Origin of the sequence: Paenibacillus brasilensis, assembly GCF_009363115.1 — a bacterium.
In the GTDB taxonomy this organism is placed as follows: Bacteria; Bacillota; Bacilli; order Paenibacillales; family Paenibacillaceae; genus Paenibacillus; species Paenibacillus brasilensis.
In genome coordinates, this window is sequence record NZ_CP045298.1 from 2,913,457 (window position 1) to 2,930,035 (window position 16,579).

Sequence of the window (16,579 nt, forward strand, 5' to 3'; positions counted from 1 at the left end):
CCCCTTTATAAGTTATTCATGCGCAGGCTCCGTACTATACAGGGTATGAGGACAGGAATGAAGGTTATGCCAACCCCGGCAAGAAAAGTTCAAGCTAAGCCACGTGTATAGAAATAGGGGTATCTCGAGCAAAACGCAAATTTACAACACTAAGGAATTTTTCGTATAAAAATCCAGTTTTCACCACGCTAATGGTGTATCCGGCTTTGTTGCTATACCTGGTTCAACGGACGCTACGATTCCAATGTGGTGACTTCTCTCGGATCAAAGAAAAAGAAGCATCCAGACCAGGTCGTCTGCGATGCTTCATTGGCTTCCCGTTTTATGCGGAAACGGTCTTTCTTCTTACGAAACGTCTGTCTGCCAAATAAACGACGAATAGAGACAACAAGCCGACACCAATTGGTATGCCGAATGCTTCGTATGAAAAAGACGCTCCTTCAAGCTTAAGCTGGCTTGTGGCACGGTACTCGAGCCGCTTGGCGGCGAATTTTGCCGTCGAGATATCTTCCTGCTTCGCCAAATCTTCAAATGCAGGCTCCATCGCGAACCGCTCCGGCGCATCGCTGTGCAGGTAAAGCTGCTCAGCCTTCCCGCCGTTCTCGTTCCAGTTTCGGATATCGCCTGCAGCGCGCGTCTTAACGTCCGGCCCCACAAAAATCATTTTGTCGAGTTTCGGAGCATCCGCTATTTGATATCGGGCGATCAGATTCAGACCGTGCCGGGTAACGATTGGCTCGCGTTTGCTTGATATCGTCAATGTTGTCGTCGTACCGGAAGCCCCGTACGTGTCAAAAGCCGAGGACAACATCAGCTCGTCGGCCCCGTCATACAGCAGCACCCCATTCTTTTTCTTACTCCATTGAAATGCATTGTTCAAGACATAGGCGATATCGCTCAATCCGGCCGTGAAAGGCTCCATTTGCGGATGCTGAACAAAATCGTAGGAAGGGTAATTCATTTCCTTCGCTACTTTCTTCGCTGTCGGCTCTCCCATTTGGTTGGATATGACGTACAGTGTGGCATCGATCCCCGAAGTCAGGCCGGCTGAGGAGACCATATTGCCATCAGGCACGAAACGCTGATCCCTTTTCCAAGTAATATCGGTGTATTTCTTTTCCAACCTGCCGATATCTCCCCAATGTGTTGCCGCAGATTTCCCGTTCAGTAGGCCTGTATCCGCCAAATTTTCCGCCCCATTACAGATGGACAACAAGGTCGTTTCCTTGCCGGAGTGCTTCCTTATCCAATCGCGGACAGGCCTGTATTTCGCCTCATCCAAAATCGGCATGAAAGGGATCACGATTATATCTGGACCTTTGCCCGTCAATTTGTCCAATTCGTCGAAAGTATAATGCGGTGCGACATCAAGGCCGCCTGTCAACGATTTGATGTTTTTGTCGGGAGCTGCCGCAAACACATTGTACGAGCCCGTCAAAGAGAACATCTCGTATGGTACGAGAAAATCGAACACCTCGGTCACTTCATTCGCCAAAATAACGGCCACTGTCGGCTTTTTCGAATCATAGGCAGGAGCTTGTATACTTTGTAAAGAAGCAGGAACCGGCTTATCGTAAACCGACATAGCCTCCTGCATCGTGCTTATGAAACCGATCGCTCCGGTTCCTCCCACAACCAGAATAAAAACGCACACATATACGATGAAACGCCATACTTTTTTCAATTACCTTCTCTCCCTTTTGATTTTTATAATTGATTATTTATCATTGCTTACTTTCTTAATTCAAGGATAAAGGGGAGAAGGCAAATTAATAAACCGCCTGAAGACTATATTTTTCCCCGACTAAGGTCTAGGTAAAGGACTTTTTTCTCGAACAGCAGCCGAATACTTCTTTTAAGGATACGGGATAAAAATTTCGTTGGAACTTATTTAAGTGGCAATAATAAAAGGTGGTCTGAATCTCCTTAACGTTGTAAATCTGCGTTTTGCTGGCGGTACCCCATGCCCATCAAGCTAAGAATAAAGAAAAAGGAACAGATGCTACCGTTCGTCACTTGATCCGAATCAATTGGCTTAGAACTGGATTTTGTAGCTGATTAGAGGCATCAAGCTGGCTACATAATCGTGCTAGGGGAGTCACAGCTACATGATCATTTAAAAAGACACATAAGGAAACCAAATCCTGCGCGGTATATTTGCTCTTTCGTTGGACGAAGCCAGCTTTTCTAGCGAGCTCCTCAAGTTGGGTAGGAGAAAAATGATGGTGAAGCTGTTGGGCTAGTAAATGCATTTCTTCGCTGATAGAAAGTGGAATAGAATTCATGGCAAACCATCCTTTCTATGGAAGTATGCTTGATATAGAAAGGATAGCTTATTTTTCCAGTTTGGGGTATAGATTCATCTTAGCTTGATGGGCATGTGGCGGTACCCCCAATACAAAAAAGGGTGAACGAATAGGTTTCGCTCACCCTTTTTCAAGGTTATCCACAATTTTTACACAGGTTGCACGCAGTTTATCCACAAAATAAATGGGTTTTATACACAATTTGTGCACAAGTTGTAGAAAACATAGGTTGTATCCACTCTTTATGCACAAATTATGCACAATATATCAACAAGATATACTTATCTGTGGATATTTCATTCAGATGCTTTCTTTCCCATGTTAACGGTCTCCGCGTTGTAAACGGCGACGTGGATGTGTAATCTTACCTTTTTTATTCTCGTCATCCTCTTTGGGGACAAGTCGTTCATCGGTACGTCCGTCATGATGATTGTCAAAGGCGTATTCGGTCATTTTCCACTCGGAATCGCCTAAAACAACATCAGAGGGAAAATGCTGTCCCCGATGTAAATGTTGCTCATGTCCGTCCTCATCGATATAAATACCGTCTACTTCTACCTTCTCACCCGTTAGCGGAAGCAAATCCTTTCCTTTGCGTTCCATTGGTATCCCCTCCGTCTGGCTTATTCTTCGTTTAATTTGTCCATATGGAAGGGGTTTTATCCACAAGCTGGTGCAAAATATCCCTGGCAATCTGGTCTGCGGGATGGGGCTTGCGAAGCAACTCAATCGACTGCTTCATCTCCGCAGCGAGGGAAGGAGTAGAGACCAGATTGATACAATGCTGGATCAGCTCCTCTGTGGTGCGAGCAATGAGGGCAGCTCCTTTTTGCTCCAGATACAGAGCGTTATTCAACTCCTGACCAGGCACGGGCTTGAACACAAGAATGGGCAAATCGGATGCGATGCTCTCCGAGAGTGTGATGCCGCCGGGCTTCGTAATTACCACATGGCTTGCACGCATGAGTGCAGGAACATAGTCCACGAATCCATAGGTGTAGATATCGGGATGGCCCGCATACAGCGCATCCAGTTCTGCCTTCAATTGCTGGTTGCGCCCGCAGACGATCAATAGTCTCAGCTGTGGCAGCTGGCTTAATCGCTGGCAGATGTCCAGCATGCCGGATAATACACCATAGGCTCCTGCCATAATGAGCAGCGTTGTAGTCCCTGAGATTGGCTGTGGGATGGTATGCTGCGGTTTTGCTGCCTCTTCCACAGACATAGACATAGGATAAAATGAAGCATGAATCGGAATACCCGTAGCGACAATGCGCTCGATAGGTATTCCCCGCTGCGCCGCCTCCTGCTGGATATCCTCTGTGGCGACATAGTAGCGGTCAATATCGGGATGCAGCCAACGCCCATGCAGGTCAAAATCCGTAACCACGTTGGCAATCGGCAGCTTCATTCCCAATTTGCGACGCAACACCGGAAGAGCCAGCTGCGGGAACGTATGTATGACGAGGTCGGGTTTTTCTTTGTCGAGTGTAAGCGCCAGTTGTCGCATTCCAAAGGAATGCAGCACGCTGCCAAAGGCTGATTTGGCCTGCATCCCCCGTGTGATGTTGTAGACCCAGCCGTAAAGCTGAGGAATGGTTTTGAAGCTTTGCATATATACAAATTTGGTCAGATTATTTAACCAGGGATGGGATTCAGCCATTAAGTCGAGTAGTTGTACCTCACAGCTTCCGATTCTCTGCAAGCTATCCATGATTGCCCGGGCGGCCTGTACGTGGCCCTCCCCGTAGCTTGCATATAAAATTAATATTTTTGGTGCTGCGGCTTCCATGATGTTTAGCCCCCTATTATTCAATAAAGCATAAAGCTCATTTCAGGAACGTTCCAGGTTGAGGGAGGATACGCCTGGAAAAATGTATCGCTCCAGTAGTGAGTGTGGTTTTTTCCAACGGCTAACCTTGCTGTCTGTTGTAAAAACCATGACTGCATCGGCTTTAGGCACAAGACAAATTTGCTGTCCTCCATGTCCTTGCGGATATGCAGTAGTCGATGCCATTGCTGCGATGAAAACGGCGGATAAAAGCCTCGCCAAGCTTTTTGCCCGTCTGCCAGTACAGGCCGGACGTCATCGTCAGCAGATGGCGAATCATAATCCGCTCCAGCAGTGGGCCCTCCCGACGGGGCAGATAATCAGGCAACAGCTTATGCACAGCCGTTTCCGGCCCGGGCATATCGCCACGTGCCACCGCGATACCGATGAGCGTGGAGGTGAAGCTTTTGGTCGCGGATCGCAGATCATTCAGAGCGCTTGCTTCGTGCCCGTTGTAATAGCGTTCCCAGATCAGCTTGCCGCGGCGCATCCTTTTCCCTCCTTGTTATGTTTATTTATTTTACCCCAAACACATACACTCCAAAAGCCGATAAATAAGGTATGCCTCTGTGAACCAGCCAGATAGTTACTCCAAATAACATGAAGCGTAAAAGATAGGTAAAATCAATGTAAAATCAATGTAAATTTGCTGGAAAGCTGAAAGCTGTATCTGAATATGTTATAATGGGGTAGTGATTCAGCCAAACGAAGATCGGTTAATAATAGTGTCAGGTACATGCCTTGCCTAAGGCGTTCCCGACCTAAGCTGCATTAGACATACTACTTCACTGCATAAGGACATCCATACTTTTCGGCATTCTCTTCAACGGAGCACTTATTTTCAATGTTTTGGGAGGGAGTTACATGGCAACGAAAGGTCACAATGAAGTAAAGGAAAGTCTGCGGGAAATGACTCGAATTTTCCGGCCTAAGGATCCCAAAAAATTTGTAAAGGAATATGTGCGAAAATACCGGATTACAGGAGGGTATGAGGAAGAGTTGACCATGGTGGTGGAAAACGAACTCGGTCGCATGAATTCTTCAGTATCTTAAAGGGTACGTTTACCCGCTAAACTAGAAATACGCCTTTTATAAACCGTCTATCCACAGAGGAGACGGTTTTTTTGTGTTCAGCTTGCATACAATGGGATAGGTTTAGTGAAATTGTATGTACAAAAGGAGGCGAATTCCAATGGAGGTGGCGATACGAACACCGGAGGAAATCGGTTATATGAGAGAAGCCGGACGCATTTTGGCTGATTGCCATCGTGCGCTGGAGAGTCGTATTCTTCCGGGAATCACAACGCTCGAAATTGATGCGTGGGTAGAGCAATTTTTGAGCAAGCGCGGAGCCACGCCAGAGCAAAAGGGCTATAAGGGCTTTCCTTATGCAACCTGTGCTTCGGTCAACGAGGTTGTATGTCATGGTTTTCCTTCGGAACGAGTGCTGCATGATGGGGATATTGTGACCATTGATATTGTGGTCAACAAGGACGGCTGGTTGGCCGACCGGGGATGGACCTATGCAGTAGGTAACGTTAGTCGTCCGGTCGCGAGGCTGTTACGGGAAACCCATAAGGCGTTGATGCGCGGAATCGAGGTTGCCCGCCCGGGGAAGACGTTGGGGGATATTGGGCACGCAGTGGAAAAAGCGGCAGGCTGGAGGCGCTTCGGCATCGTCAAGCCTTTGATCGGGCATGGTATTGGGCGTCAGATGCATGAGCCGCCGGAAGTTCTTCATTATGGTCGTCCCAGAAAGGGATTGCCGCTGCGTGAAGGAATGGTTATTACCATCGAGCCGGTATTTACCCTTGGAACCGAAGGAGCCGTGCTGTGGGGCGATGACGGGTGGACCATCAGTACGGCCGACGGCAGTTGGGGCGCACAATACGAGCATACGATTGCGATCACGAAGAACGGCCCATACATTTTGACCTCGTAAAGGATAGGTGTGCCTTAGGGAGTCCAATGTGCTTGGTCTTGGCACAAGACTCTCTAAGTGAATTTTTTCTCAGGAAGCGGCCCATGTCCTCGATGCTTGTTAATGATAAGTCTCTGATATATGTTACGGACAGCAATCAATATGCATAGTAAAGTAAGAACTTGAAATACATTCTTGGCAGGTTCGATCAATACCGGGGATACGCCGAATACATACTGAAAGACCAGACTGCCTACAGGTGTGTGAAGAATGTTCTGAACGCGCGAGCACGGCATTAACGATAGCATGCGTTAGTGCGGCAATCAAAGACGAAATGCCAAGCGGAACATAAAATAAAACGATTTTATTCAAGTTGAATCTCCTATAAAAACTGAGTCATATGAGATTCGGCTGGTCGATAGAATAGAAAGCTTAATATTGGAAATAGGAGTGGGACCGAAATGATGATCAGGAAAGCGACGATAACAGATGCCGCGGACATCGCCAAGGTGCATGTGGATTGCTGGAGAACGACGTACAAAAATATAATGCCTGACGAGGTTCTGGAACAGCTTTGCTATGAGCAAAGAACAGAGCTGTGGGAAGCGAATCTTTGCAGTGAAGATGGCCATCTGGCATATGTTGCGGAAAATGAAATGGGGGAAATTATCGGATTCGTAAGCGGAGGTCCGGAAAAGTCAGGTGAATATCCCCCTTATGGGGGAGAAATAACGGCTATTTATGTTTTAAAAGAATACCATAATTTAGGATTTGGGAAGGAGCTATTTATGCATCTATTGCAGTATTTCAATAGTATGCATATTCACTCCGTGATCGTGTGGGTGTTAGCGGATAATCCAGCGTGTACTTTTTATGAAAGGCTGGGGGCCAGGCTTGTAGTAGAACACCATCTTATTCATATAGGTGGCAAAAACCTGAACATGGTAGCTTATGGCTGGGGGCTACTCGGATAAAATTCGCTTTTGTCCTTCCAGGGCACGGATAGGCGCGATATTTTGCGTGAATTCCAGTGTTCCCAGATAGCGGCCTTCAGCATCACGGATGGCAAAATAGCGGATATATACAAACTTGTCCTTGATCGGTATCCAAAAATCCTCAGCATCCTTGCGACCGGCCTTAAAATCCTCCAGCAGCTTCTCCACGACATATACGCTTTGCGGCGGGTGGCAATTTTGTACGGTACGACCGATAACAGCCTTTGTACGGGCGAAGATCCGTTCTTTGCCATGGGAGAAATAGCGAACTACATCATTCTCATCTATAAAGGTCAGATCAACAGGGAGATGATTCAGCAGCAGCTCCAGTTGTTGCACGGATACAATTCCCGTTTCGAATCGCACGAAGCCTTGCGGCGTTCCTGATTCACCTTCCTTTTGCTCAAGGGCTTCTACAGGCTCCTCTGCCCGTTCGGGTATCCATTCCCGTTCGGGAGCGGTCAGGCAGAAGCCGATTTCCGCACTTTCCCGAGCTATTTTCAGCCATTCATCTTCGGTTAGCTTGCTAAGCGCCATCGGCAGCAAAATATTTTCTTCCTTGAATATCATTTCGTTGACTTCGCTCATGATATGGGCAAGCTTCTTACCGATCAGCTCACGATCTCCGTTATATTGGGTGAGCAGATTCTTTGCCTCCTTGATGGCGTCACGAATGCCGTCATCCACTCCCCACATGACTTTGGTTGGGCCGAATATTCCATATCGTTCCAAATACGGAAAGACCAGATTTTCTTTGCGGCTGTAGTGCTTGTCGAGATCCAGCAGCAGACTTAAATCCTCCAGCAGCTTGTAGATAATCTTGGGGCTGTCCTCTTTTTGAAATTGGTCTGCGTGCAGTGCCAGCTTGAAGTTGACCAGCCGTTCAATCTCGCGGTTTTCCAGCTTGAATGTATGAACGGGATGCCCTGGCTGTTCCTCCGGTCCTGAAGGACGGTGAATATCCTCGATTGAGCCCTTGAATATCGACGTATGCACGGAACAGAGACGCTGAACTTCTGACACGGGGATTCCCTCCTCGGTCATCAATGCATGCTCCATGGCTGAAATTTCAGCCACGCTGACTCCGCCCACTGCCTCTGCGAAGCGCGCTTTGACCTCCTCCGCGCTTTTCCCGGCATGTAATTCTTTTATAATTTCCTTCAGGATTTGTTGACGTTCTGTTAATTCCTGTGCTGTATGCTCACGGTTGTTAATTAGCTCGCTCATGATCTTTAGCTCCTTATTTTTGAATGGTAAAACCATGCTGCAGTATCTTATCCACTAGCTCATCCCTTTAGTGAGAACCTTTATCAGTTACAGGGTAGCATAGGTTATGGGCGAGCCTTTGTGATTGTACGCACAATTTAATTTTTTGCGTTGACAGGTGTGCTTTTCAGTTTATATACTGTGTATAAAGATATATACAGTAATAACACTGATTACTGTGATGGTTCTCAGTACTTATGAAGAGGCTGAGGCAGTCATTACAGACAGTGCAGAAGGGATCAGGATGAGAAAATGACAATCATGAAGCAGGCATGGGCAATCACCCGTCAGGATTTTCGCAGTAATCCATATGCACTATTGTGGACGGTGCTTTTTATAATGTATCTGGGTTTCACCATGAGCTTTGTTGTAAGTATGGAGCTTGGTGAGAGGGGAGCTTTAAATCCGGCAGCTGATTTTGTCATGCTGGTGCTAACTCCGTTTCTTGGATTCATTTATAACCGTCGTACATTTAAATATTTGCAGGAAGACTCCTATACACATATGCTGGCTTTCCTTCGCACATTGCCCATCCCAGTGAGCGCGGTCATTATGAGTCGAATTCAACAAGCGATTTTTGCGTTTATCGGGAACGGTGTGGTATTTTTTATTTTTCTATTTGCGCTGTCAGGGACGCTTCGGGCCTATGCCGGACCAGGTTTCTTTATATCGTTTGCTCTGACCTGGATAGGCTACGGGATGCTAATTCAGGCCATCTATATGTATTTGGAATTTCTTAAAAGGGGAAAAGCCTACTTTTGGCTATCACTTATCATCATGCTGATTTGCGGAATGATTTCGATTATGGTTCGAATATATGCAGCCAATTTGGTATCCATAACGGCATTTTACAGCAAGGAATGGCAGCTGTTGTCCCCTGTGATGTGGGGAGCGCTGGCGGCAGGAGTTTTTGGAATTTTTGTGTCCTATCGAATGACACTGCGCAAGCTTATCAAGCGTGATCTGGCATAGCGGCATGTGTAGGAGGATACAGAGAGGGGAGAGACGCAGGTGAATATACCGGTGCAAATTGATGAGAATAGTGCTGAACCGCTGTATGCGCAGATTGAAAAGCAGCTTCGTTCACTCATCGTAACCGGACAGATTGCAGCGGGAACGCTGCTTCCCTCCATTCGGGAGCTTGCGGGGACGCTCCGTTGCAGCGTAATCACCGTCCGGCGGGTCTATCAGGATTTGGAGAACGAAGGCTTGCTTCGTACCCGCCAGGGAACGGGAACCTTCGTCGCGCTGGTCGAGGAAGATATGCGTTCAGCCCACCGACTCAAAGCGGTGACCGAGGCACTGGACACAGCGATTGCTACAGGCATTGCTGTACAGATGACAGAACAGGAATTGTTGGAGCTTTTCGCAGAAATGGTGAAGAAAAGGTATGAAGTCCAAGCGAAGGAGTGACGCCCGTGAAGACCCATGTAAATAACCATGTGGAAATGCCGGTGGGAACACCAGAGGAAGTACAGGTGAAAGCACCGATTATTGAAATAAACCAGGTCTACAAAACCCGGGGGAATCGGGTGATTGGACCGATTAATTTGACCATTGAGCCGGGATACGTGGTCGCTTTGGCCGGACATAATGGTTCAGGAAAAAGCACACTGATTCATTTGCTGACCCAGCTTATTCACCCGGATGCCGGTGAAATTCGCTGGTTCGGTCAAGCCTATCCGGAAGGTATGCCTGTAGATACGCGGCAATGGGTCGGATATGTGCCGGAGCAGCCGAGCCGCGAGGAAGATCGTCTCACGGCGGAAGCCGCAGCTGCTTTTCGAGCGATGTGGTATCCCGGCTGGGATGAAACGCGTTTTCAACGTTTGATGAAACGATTTCAGGTTCCTCAGCATACCAAATTATCGCATATGTCCAAGGGAGAGCGGCGTAAATTTGAGCTGGCTGCTGCCTTGGCGCCACATCCTCGTTTATTGCTGCTGGATGAGCCTTCGTCGGGTCTGGACCCTTTTGCATGGAAGATTATGCTTGAGGAACTGCGGGACTGTATGAAAAATGGCAAAACGACGGTCATGATCGCCACTCATGTCATTGATGAAATCAAACGCTTGGCTGATTATATTGTCCTGATGCATGAAGGTAGATTGCTCGGCAAGCTAGAAAAGGACCATCTACTCGAAAATAGTAAGGAAATGTGGTTTGAGGGCACGCCGGAGGAAGCATCGGAGCTTCCGGGGGTTATAGAGACAGAGAGCGAAGGCCGATTGCAACGAATTGTAACGTTGGCGGCGATAGAGGTTAGCGCCATATTGGAGCAAGCAGGTATTCGTCCCATCCGTGTGCGGCGTTTGGAGCTGGATGATATTTTAATACATTGGGTTGCGGGGCAACTATCGGGTTATGAAGGAACTTTCGCACAGAAGAAAGGGGCGGAGCATTCATGAGTATGCTGCAATTGGAAGAGGTCGTGAAGCAATACGGAGACCATACAGCAGTAAACGGAATTTCACTGAATGTAAACGGGGGAGAGATCTACGGATTGCTGGGAGGCAATGGAGCAGGCAAAACAACAACCATGCGAATGGTGCTCGGCCTGATTTACCCTGACGGGGGGAGCATTCGATACGAGGGCAAGCCATATAACAAAGATCTTCAGCGGACGATGGGCTATTTACCCGAAGAGCGTGGACTATACCCCAAGGTGAAGGTGAGCGAGCAAATTAACTATTTGGGCAGGCTGCGCGGCATGTCGGCCAAGGAGGCGGACAAAAGCCTGCGTTACTGGTTGGAGCGTTTTGGCGTACCGGAATATTACGATAAGCGAATTGAAGAGCTATCCAAAGGGAACCAGCAGAAAATGGGCTTTATTGCAGCCGTCGTGCATCGCCCCACGTTGCTTATATTGGATGAGGCCTTCAGCGGGCTTGATCCTGTGAATGTCGAGCTGCTGAAGGATACGGTGAAGGAGCTGCGGGACGCTGGAGCTGCGATTTTATTCTCGACCCACCGCATGGAGCATGTGGAAGAGCTATGCCGCCATATTACCATTTTGCATCGTTCCAATACAGTTGTGCAAGGAAGTGTACAGGAAATCAAAAACCGCTACCCGCGTGAAAAAGTTCGTCTCATCACCACAGGCGCAGTGAACGGACTGGAGCAATTGCCCGGTGTGCGTCGTGTGGAGCCTATGGACCGCGGGTGGCTGCTGCATATTGAGCACTCGGATGCGGCAAAGTTGATTTTACAAACGGCCCTGGAGCAAGCGGATGTGGAGCATTTTGAGATCAAGGAGCCTACACTAAACGAAATTTTCATACGAGAGGTGGGTGATTCTCATGAATAGATTAGGTACAGTCATCGGTTTTACGTTTCGTCAGAAGGCGAAAACCAAATCTGTTATCATTACGACGCTGGTATTGGCCTTGCTCATTACCCTCGGCATGAACCTGCCTTATATAATTTCCTTGTTTAAGGGAGAAGCGGCTGGTGGTGCAGGAGGTTCCGGGAAAACAGCAGCCGAGCATCTTCGTCTGGCACTGATTGCCGGCAACCGAACAGAGATTGCGGATCAATTGGAGAAATTCACTAAGGAGCAGTCCAATCCGGCAGCCACTTGGGTGCGTTATGATAACGTACAGGCTCCGGCCATGCAGCAAGCCTTGAAGGACGGGAAGCTGCAAGGCTATGTAGAGCTCAAGGAGCCTGCCGCCACGGGAGAAGCGTTTCCCCGAGTGGAGTACGTATCTGTAGAGAAAGAACCCTCCCCGGCGGTTATCACTTTGCTGCAAACAGGACTACAGACAGCAAAGGTTCAAGCCATCATTGGCGGCAATGCGTTGACCAGTGATCAAGTTCGTGAAATTAGCATGCCAGTAGCTGTGGATAGCAGGGCAGTGGATAGTCCATCTGAGGTGGGGAGTGCTGCGGGGACAAAGGATAAAGCGACCTCTATGATTAACTATGGCTTGGTCTACGTACTGATGATTTTGTTCTTCACCTCGTCGATGATGACGGGCAATATGATTGCTTCAGAGGTGACTTCGGAAAAAAGCTCGCGCATTATGGAGATTCTGATCACGAGTGTATCGCCGTTGACCCAGATGTTCGGAAAAATTATCGGCATCTTTCTGGTCGGCCTGTTGCAAATTGTTGTTTTTGCAGCCGTTGTGTGTACCAACCTTATGCTGCCGCATAACGGTGCTATCCTCAGCTCAGCCGGGCTGGACTTGTCGCAATTGAACACTGCGGTGCTCAGTTATGGTTTGATTTTTTACATCCTGGGGTACTTTCTGTACGCGGTATTATTCGCGGCTGTCGGCTCTATCGTTAGCCGTACGGAGGAGCTGGGGCAGGCGATCATGCCGATTACCATGTTATCACTGGCGGCCTTTTATATCGGTATCTTTAATATAGCTGCACCTGACACGATGTTCATCAAGGTCGCCGGATACATTCCGTTTTTTTCTCCGACCGTCATGCTGCTGCGCATAGGTTTGGAACGGGCGAGCCTGCTGGAAATATGGCTGTCACTTGCCATTCTGGTCGCCTCCATCCTGCTCTTCGGCTGGCTGGCTGCCAAGATTTACCGTACGGGTGTCTTGATGTATGGCAAACGACCTACTTTCAAAGAGCTAAGAAAAGCTATGAAGGCTTATAAAATTTAGATTTTTTCACAGCTTCTGTTGTGAGTAACCATTATAGTTGAGACAAATGTAATTAATAAATGAGATTTTTTGCAATACATGTTTGAGACAGAGCGAGGACCTTGATTCGTCAGAAACACTGATGAATCAAGGTTTTTCTACTTTATATGATGATGAAATAATAAATAATGATGCTTCGAAAGGAGGATTTGCTAAATAGAAATTACTTCAATTATAATTAAGATAAAACGTTGGGTAAGTAATTGTCCAGTGACATTAAAGTTGTGAAGTGGCTTTTATGACTTTTTCGCTATTGCAAATGTAACATTTACTCATGATTAAAGATTACCTACAAGAAAATATGGTACCTTAACTCAAACAGTCCCGATGAAAGGTTTCTACATCGGGACTGTTTGTTAAATGACAGGATTGAACGGTGGAGGCACAAGTTCATTGTGAGGTTGGAAATGCATAAAGAGCAGGTAACATTTGGGAAAGTCGCAACAGCGATTGGGGATGCCGGAGGTGATATTGTTGCGATTGACGTGACGCGTGCGAGTGATGGCCACGGGGCGTTCTGATTATCCGAATCAGATTAACAATGTTCTATGTTTCCCTGGTATTTTCCGCGGGGTACTGGACTGCCGAGCTTCGAGAATTACGCAGGTTGGCGTCGTACACTATGCTGTAGCGAACATGCCCGGAGCTGTTGCACGTACATCAACCATAGCACTAACGAATGTGACGATTCCTTATGGCGTACAAATTGCAAACAAAGGGTATAGAAAAGCAGCATTAGAGAACGTTGCACTAGCCAAGGGGATTAACGTGATAGATGGTAAAGTGACCTATAAAGCAGTTGCAGAGGCTCACGGATTTACTTATTTAAATATCGATACAATGTTAGATGAACAAACTGTTAATGGATAAATAGAATGGAAGCCTCATATCTGGGGCTTCCTATTTTTTTGTGCTCAGCATGGACGCCGAAGGCGTGTGAAATTAATTGAAGCAGATAGTTGGAGAGGAAGTCTGCAGACGCCATGTACGCAAAGTCAAAGAAAGCACCGACTCAAGACTCGAGTCGATGCTTTCTTTAGCTGAACTTTTTTAAAGTGTATGGTTAAACCAATCAACAACTGTAGGGTAAGCATCGTCGGATAATAAATGCCCTCCGTTTTCCAACACTTCCAAAAGCTTCGTTGGTGATAGCAGAGTACGTTCTAAATCGTAGCTGTTTTCATAAGGAACAGCTCGATCATTTTTCCCATGGAGAATCAAGAATGGCTGCGAGATTTTGCTGGCGCTCTCTAATAGGTTGTATTGTTTTAGGTCTTGGGCAAACCTAGGAGATAACGAATATCCAGAGCCGTTAAAGTTATGGACGGATTGCCCGCTCAATAAATCTTCCCATAATGAAGGTCCAATAACTTTTTTTAAATTTTCTTCTAGATATGACATAGGTGATAAAGTACAAATGGATTTCAGCGTTTTTTCAAAAGATAATAAATGTGTAGCCATCGCACCACCCATACTGTGACCGATGATTCCGATTCTGTCCAAATCGATGTTTTCTAGTGTTTTTGTCCATGCCAATATACTCTGAGCATCTTTTATCCAACCTGAGAAATAGGTATCAGTCTCAAATTCTCCTTCACTTTCGCCAGAACCGATGTAATCAAAACGAACAACTACATATCCCTCGGCACATAACCGCCTAGCGAGTTTTACCCCCATTCGATTCCCAGCTGTCTTGTTTCCAGTAAAACCGTGACAGTATAAAATCACAGGGTGTTTTCTGTTAGCGGAATTTTGCGGAACATGCACGATAGTAGATATCTGTTTATTTTCTCTGCCTGGGATCCAGTAAAGCTTTTCCATTGAATGACTCCTTTCATAAAATAATAGCTTTATTTCGATATAGATCCATTAAATTTTGGGATTTCGGATGCAGGTACCCCACCAATTCCATATTTGGATTTGGGAACTTCTGTTATTATGGCGACCACACTTTCTTGTGGAATTTCGAGTACGTTGGATAAGGTTTTGGTAACTTCCTCGATTACAAACTTGATTTTTTCAGGTGTTCGACCTTCCATTATCTGAATATTTACTACAGGCATGATTTATTCCTCCATTTCAAAAGTTAATATTCCCTCAGTACAATAATATGATACAATAACCTCGTGTTCATCACATGTGAAAGATTTGAAGTTAACATTCGAAATTTTCGAATTATAGTGAGTTTGGGTATTGAAATAAGGAGGTGGACATTGGATATTAAGCAATTGCAAACGTTTCGCAAGCTAGCACAAGAGCTAAGTTTTACGCGAACGGCAGAGGCGTTGTCCTATGCAGCATCGACCGTGACGGTGCAGATTCAGTCGTTAGAGGAAGAACTGCGGCAGCCCTTGTTCGAACGTCGCGGTAAAACGGTAACACTTACGGAACCAGGAATACAATTTTCACTATATGCGGAAAAAGTCCTTGCCCTTTTGGACGAGGCAAAAGCCGTTCTAGCGCACGGCGAACATCCCGCCGGTATGCTGATTATTGGTGCGTTAGATACTCTATGTGCATATCGGATGCCACCTGTGATTAACCGATTACATGAACGCTACCCAAACATAGAGCTTGTTTTTCGGGCGGGTGTTTGCCCCGACCTTACCCGTGCATTGGCACAGGAGTTGGATGCAGCTCTTGTGTTAGATCTCCAATTAAGTGACGAGCAGTTAGTAGTTGAAGTGCTTCGCGAAGAGGAAATTCTAATCGTTGCGAATAAAAAACACCCCTTGTCGCTGAAGGAGATTGTGGGTCCTCAGGATTTAAAAGATGTCATGCTGTTGATGACTCGACCGACATGCCGCTATCGCCAACTATTTACGTATTTATTGGCTGAGCACGGCGTGCCTTTGAACCGCAAGATGGAATTTGACAGCATTGAGGCAATTAAGCAGTGTGCGATATCCGGGCTTGGAGTCGCAGTTTTACCGCAGATGGCGGTGGCGGCTGAGATTGAAAAAGGGCTGCTTCAGCCACTGAATTTGGAGGGACATTCTACGAAACTGTATACCCAGGTCGTGTTTCACAAAGACAAATGGATCTCGCCTGCATTGCGTGTGTTTCTGGATGAGATTCGTGATTTGTTAAAAGTAGAAGTCAGTCTTGATATAATGGGTTCCGTTTTGTAGCAAAAAACAAATAGACATGCAAAAAGGAACGTTAAACTGCCAAAAGTTTGACGTTCCTTTTTAATAGTTTTCAGAGTTTTTTTTAATTAGGTGGATATCGATAGAATTTTCCTCCCTCCGAGCCTTTGCCTTACACCTTGGTGTGAAGGAAAAAAGAAAGATAATTTGATGTACCTATGCAAGGACAGGATAGAGAGTAGGAACAAAGCGGAAAAGGTTAGGTATGCATATTACTATACATGTACTAGTTGTTTTATGAGATATGGATATCATCCTGTTACAGAAGAATGGCAAGAAATTCACGAGCAGATCAATATGATTTTGGATATTCTAAAAATGGCTTCAGAAGGTGGGACGAGGTGTCAGGTTGCAACAAAACTTAGAAAGAACATATTTTATGTAAGTGAAGTATTCGGCTATTTGGCTTATCGTAAGCTACTTCCGGAACAGATAAATAAGTCA

The 16,579-nt window shown here is 46.5% G+C and carries 18 protein-coding genes and 1 pseudogene; 11 read left to right on the plus strand and 8 right to left on the minus strand.

Features of this window, described 5'->3' with window-relative positions; all coding sequences use genetic code 11:
* Nucleotides 1-322: 322 nt before the first annotated feature.
* From GCU48_RS13665 to GCU48_RS13685, 5 genes are all read right to left on the minus strand, one after another.
* Nucleotides 323-1,684, minus strand: a complete 1,362-nt coding sequence (locus tag GCU48_RS13665; protein WP_152380366.1) for a DJ-1/PfpI family protein — start codon at nucleotides 1,682-1,684, stop codon at nucleotides 323-325.
* A 328-nt stretch (nucleotides 1,685-2,012) separates the two neighbouring features.
* Nucleotides 2,013-2,285 (minus strand): hypothetical protein, encoded by a 273-nt coding sequence (locus GCU48_RS13670; protein ID WP_025715768.1) that lies wholly within the window; start codon nucleotides 2,283-2,285, stop codon nucleotides 2,013-2,015.
* A 342-nt stretch (nucleotides 2,286-2,627) separates the two neighbouring features.
* Nucleotides 2,628-2,909: a hypothetical protein gene (locus tag GCU48_RS13675; protein WP_014279597.1), complete on the minus strand. Its 282-nt coding sequence runs from the start codon at nucleotides 2,907-2,909 to the stop codon at nucleotides 2,628-2,630.
* Between the two features lie 31 nt (nucleotides 2,910-2,940).
* Nucleotides 2,941-4,098: an MGDG synthase family glycosyltransferase gene (locus GCU48_RS13680; RefSeq protein WP_152380367.1), complete on the minus strand. Its 1,158-nt coding sequence runs from the start codon at nucleotides 4,096-4,098 to the stop codon at nucleotides 2,941-2,943.
* 163 nt (nucleotides 4,099-4,261) lie between these two features.
* Nucleotides 4,262-4,627, minus strand: coding sequence for a serine hydrolase (locus GCU48_RS13685; protein ID WP_244315636.1), 366 nt, complete (start codon nucleotides 4,625-4,627; stop codon nucleotides 4,262-4,264).
* Between the two features lie 374 nt (nucleotides 4,628-5,001).
* Here GCU48_RS13685 and GCU48_RS13690 point away from each other — a divergent pair, with 374 nt between their 5' ends.
* The 3 genes from GCU48_RS13690 (at nucleotide 5,002) to GCU48_RS13705 (ending at nucleotide 7,032) form a co-directional block, all read left to right on the plus strand.
* The gene (locus GCU48_RS13690) at nucleotides 5,002-5,190 is read left to right on the plus strand and encodes a hypothetical protein (RefSeq protein WP_014279599.1); all 189 of its coding nucleotides are present in this window, start codon (nucleotides 5,002-5,004) and stop codon (nucleotides 5,188-5,190) included.
* Between the two features lie 139 nt (nucleotides 5,191-5,329).
* On the plus strand, nucleotides 5,330-6,079 hold the full coding sequence (gene map / locus GCU48_RS13695) for a type I methionyl aminopeptidase (RefSeq protein ID WP_152380368.1): 750 nt from the start codon (nucleotides 5,330-5,332) through the stop codon (nucleotides 6,077-6,079).
* A gap of 440 nt (nucleotides 6,080-6,519) precedes the next feature.
* The gene (locus GCU48_RS13705; RefSeq protein WP_152380369.1) at nucleotides 6,520-7,032 is read left to right on the plus strand and encodes a GNAT family N-acetyltransferase; all 513 of its coding nucleotides are present in this window, start codon (nucleotides 6,520-6,522) and stop codon (nucleotides 7,030-7,032) included.
* Here the strand turns inward: GCU48_RS13705 and GCU48_RS13710 are convergent.
* A complete protein-coding gene (locus GCU48_RS13710; protein ID WP_152380370.1) occupies nucleotides 7,021-8,280 on the minus strand; it encodes a DUF438 domain-containing protein in 1,260 nt (419 codons plus the stop codon). The genes GCU48_RS13705 and GCU48_RS13710 overlap by 12 nt on opposite strands.
* 291 nt (nucleotides 8,281-8,571) lie before the next feature.
* Between GCU48_RS13710 and GCU48_RS13715 the strand changes: the two genes are divergently transcribed.
* The 7 genes and pseudogenes from GCU48_RS13715 to GCU48_RS13740 all read left to right on the plus strand — a co-directional run.
* The gene (locus GCU48_RS13715) at nucleotides 8,572-9,291 is read left to right on the plus strand and encodes a hypothetical protein (protein ID WP_152380371.1); all 720 of its coding nucleotides are present in this window, start codon (nucleotides 8,572-8,574) and stop codon (nucleotides 9,289-9,291) included.
* Nucleotides 9,292-9,330: 39 nt separating this feature from the next.
* Complete coding sequence (locus GCU48_RS13720; RefSeq protein ID WP_152380372.1) at nucleotides 9,331-9,732, plus strand: GntR family transcriptional regulator; 402 nt, start codon at nucleotides 9,331-9,333, stop codon at nucleotides 9,730-9,732.
* Between the two features lie 35 nt (nucleotides 9,733-9,767).
* Complete coding sequence (locus GCU48_RS13725) at nucleotides 9,768-10,727, plus strand: ABC transporter ATP-binding protein (protein WP_152382161.1); 960 nt, start codon at nucleotides 9,768-9,770, stop codon at nucleotides 10,725-10,727.
* Nucleotides 10,724-11,626, plus strand: a complete 903-nt coding sequence (locus tag GCU48_RS13730; RefSeq protein ID WP_152380373.1) for an ABC transporter ATP-binding protein — start codon at nucleotides 10,724-10,726, stop codon at nucleotides 11,624-11,626. The genes GCU48_RS13725 and GCU48_RS13730 overlap by 4 nt, the downstream gene beginning before the upstream one ends.
* Nucleotides 11,619-12,947 carry an ABC transporter permease gene (locus GCU48_RS13735; protein ID WP_152380374.1) on the plus strand — a complete coding sequence of 443 codons (1,329 nt, stop codon included), beginning with the start codon at nucleotides 11,619-11,621 and terminating at the stop codon, nucleotides 12,945-12,947. Before GCU48_RS13730 ends, GCU48_RS13735 begins: the two co-directional genes overlap by 8 nt.
* Before the next feature lie 434 nt (nucleotides 12,948-13,381).
* A complete protein-coding gene (locus GCU48_RS28645; RefSeq protein ID WP_280116402.1) occupies nucleotides 13,382-13,507 on the plus strand; it encodes an ACT domain-containing protein in 126 nt (41 codons plus the stop codon).
* An 88-nt stretch (nucleotides 13,508-13,595) separates the two neighbouring features.
* Nucleotides 13,596-13,856, plus strand: a pseudogene (locus GCU48_RS13740) (alanine dehydrogenase); the annotation flags it as partial.
* Nucleotides 13,857-14,036: 180 nt separating this feature from the next.
* On the opposite strand, the gene GCU48_RS13745 reads toward GCU48_RS13740, so the two are convergent.
* Both GCU48_RS13745 and GCU48_RS13750 read right to left on the minus strand, forming a co-directional pair.
* Complete coding sequence (locus GCU48_RS13745) at nucleotides 14,037-14,807, minus strand: alpha/beta hydrolase family protein (protein ID WP_152380375.1); 771 nt, start codon at nucleotides 14,805-14,807, stop codon at nucleotides 14,037-14,039.
* Nucleotides 14,808-14,836: 29 nt separating this feature from the next.
* A complete protein-coding gene (locus GCU48_RS13750) occupies nucleotides 14,837-15,049 on the minus strand; it encodes a 2-hydroxymuconate tautomerase family protein (protein ID WP_152380376.1) in 213 nt (70 codons plus the stop codon).
* A gap of 150 nt (nucleotides 15,050-15,199) precedes the next feature.
* Here GCU48_RS13750 and GCU48_RS13755 point away from each other — a divergent pair, with 150 nt between their 5' ends.
* Nucleotides 15,200-16,117 carry a LysR family transcriptional regulator gene (locus GCU48_RS13755; RefSeq protein ID WP_167518693.1) on the plus strand — a complete coding sequence of 306 codons (918 nt, stop codon included), beginning with the start codon at nucleotides 15,200-15,202 and terminating at the stop codon, nucleotides 16,115-16,117.
* Nucleotides 16,118-16,579: the final 462 nt, after the last annotated feature.

Bases quoted from the DNA above. Each gene is read 5' to 3' on its own strand.
- GCU48_RS13670 (WP_025715768.1), bottom strand. From the start codon at position 2,285: ATGAATTCTATTCCACTTTCTATCAGCGAAGAAATGCATTTACTAGCC.
- GCU48_RS13675 (WP_014279597.1), bottom strand. From the start codon at position 2,909: ATGGAACGCAAAGGAAAGGATTTGCTTCCGCTAACGGGTGAGAAGGTA.
- GCU48_RS13680 (WP_152380367.1), bottom strand. From the start codon at position 4,098: ATGGAAGCCGCAGCACCAAAAATATTAATTTTATATGCAAGCTACGGG.
- GCU48_RS13685 (WP_244315636.1), bottom strand. From the start codon at position 4,627: ATGCGCCGCGGCAAGCTGATCTGGGAACGCTATTACAACGGGCACGAA.
- GCU48_RS13690 (WP_014279599.1), top strand. From the start codon at position 5,002: ATGGCAACGAAAGGTCACAATGAAGTAAAGGAAAGTCTGCGGGAAATG.
- map (WP_152380368.1), top strand. From the start codon at position 5,330: ATGGAGGTGGCGATACGAACACCGGAGGAAATCGGTTATATGAGAGAA.
- GCU48_RS13705 (WP_152380369.1), top strand. From the start codon at position 6,520: ATGATGATCAGGAAAGCGACGATAACAGATGCCGCGGACATCGCCAAG.
- GCU48_RS13710 (WP_152380370.1), bottom strand. From the start codon at position 8,280: ATGAGCGAGCTAATTAACAACCGTGAGCATACAGCACAGGAATTAACA.
- GCU48_RS13715 (WP_152380371.1), top strand. From the start codon at position 8,572: ATGACAATCATGAAGCAGGCATGGGCAATCACCCGTCAGGATTTTCGC.
- GCU48_RS13725 (WP_152382161.1), top strand. From the start codon at position 9,768: ATGCCGGTGGGAACACCAGAGGAAGTACAGGTGAAAGCACCGATTATT.
- GCU48_RS13730 (WP_152380373.1), top strand. From the start codon at position 10,724: ATGAGTATGCTGCAATTGGAAGAGGTCGTGAAGCAATACGGAGACCAT.
- GCU48_RS13735 (WP_152380374.1), top strand. From the start codon at position 11,619: ATGAATAGATTAGGTACAGTCATCGGTTTTACGTTTCGTCAGAAGGCG.
- GCU48_RS13745 (WP_152380375.1), bottom strand. From the start codon at position 14,807: ATGGAAAAGCTTTACTGGATCCCAGGCAGAGAAAATAAACAGATATCT.
- GCU48_RS13750 (WP_152380376.1), bottom strand. From the start codon at position 15,049: ATGCCTGTAGTAAATATTCAGATAATGGAAGGTCGAACACCTGAAAAA.